This window comes from Aeromonas sp. 1HA1, from assembly GCF_029237385.1.
Classification (GTDB): Bacteria; Pseudomonadota; Gammaproteobacteria; order Enterobacterales; family Aeromonadaceae; genus Aeromonas; species Aeromonas popoffii.
In genome coordinates this window covers 1-1,262 of record NZ_JAACGC010000170.1, presented here as the reverse complement: position 1 = coordinate 1,262, position 1,262 = coordinate 1, and the positions used below count along the sequence as shown (strand labels likewise).

Annotated in this window: 1 protein-coding gene; it reads left to right on the top strand. The window is 52.6% G+C overall.

Annotated features, from left to right (window positions below; translation table 11 throughout):
* Window positions 1-91 precede the first annotated feature (91 nt).
* Window positions 92-1,234 carry an IS4 family transposase gene (locus GWQ22_RS21430; RefSeq protein WP_275931620.1) on the top strand — a complete coding sequence of 381 codons (1,143 nt, stop codon included), beginning with the start codon at window positions 92-94 and terminating at the stop codon, window positions 1,232-1,234.
* Window positions 1,235-1,262 lie beyond the last annotated feature (28 nt).

The window sequence follows — 1,262 nt, the reverse complement described above, 5'->3', positions numbered from 1 at the left end:
CTTAGCCATCCCCTCATATGAGCGAGGCGTGGCGCGGCTTTCTGAGTATGATCGTCTGAATTGACCGACGAATACCGAGCGACAGCCCGCCATGTTCAATCACGACATCATCCTTAACCACATCGATGACATATTTGGCCACGACATGCATGCCAAGCGTGCCTTGTCACTGGCCAACGCCACCCTCGGCGTTATCGAGTCTGGTTCGTTGGCCATCCATGCCATTGGCAATGGCCTCTCACTTGCCAATGGGCTGGAGCGAAAGCATGCCGTCAAACAGGTCGACCGCCTGCTCACCAACACCAAACTCAACGTTTGGAACATGTTTGATGACTGGGTGCCCTATGTGGTGGCCGAGCGCACCGAAATCGTCGTTTCAATGGACTGGACCGAGTTTGACGCTGACGACCACAGCACCCTGGTGATCAGTCTGCAAACCAGCCATGGCCGCAATACACCGCTACTGTGGCAGACTCACCAGAAATCGCGGCTCAAAGGTCAGCGCAATACCCATGAAAAAGCACTGCTGACCAAACTCAAACAGACCTTGCCGGAAGGGATATTTGTCACTGTGGTCGCCGATCGTGGCTTTGGCTATAGGGAGTTGTTTGAGCGTCTAGAGCAAGAGCTTGGGTTTGCCTATATCATTCGTTTTAAAGGAAATATTCTGGTTGGCTATCCCGATATGGAGCAAGTGCCGGCCAGTGACTGGCTGACCCCCACCGGACGGACTCGTACACTCAAAGAGGTCGAGCTCACTGGCCAGCGGCAACGGGTCGAGCGGGTCTATTGCTGTCACAAGAGCGGCATGAAAGAACCCTGGTTTTTAGCCAGCAATCGAGTCGATTTGAGCGCAGCCAAGGCATTGCAACTTTACGGGCAACGCTGGGGTATCGAAACCAGTTTTCGTGACATCAAAGACTACAAATTCGGCATGGGGATGGGAGAGGTGCATATCAAAAAACCGGCCCGCCGCGACCGGCTGTTTCTGTTCAGTGCGCTGGCGATAGTGCTGTTAACTCTGCTGGGCAAGGCGGGTGATAGTGCAGGTCTGGAGCGAACCATCAAGGTCAACACGAGCAAAACGCGGACCTATTCATTCTTCCGGCAGGGGGTCATTTATTACCAATTACTGCCCAAGATGAAAGAGGCCTATGCTCGCTTACTGATGGAAAAGTTCACCTATTACATGAAGCAGCACCGGTTATATTCCCGCACATTTGGAATTATTTGAGTCGTAAAAAATGAGGGGATCAGTAAGG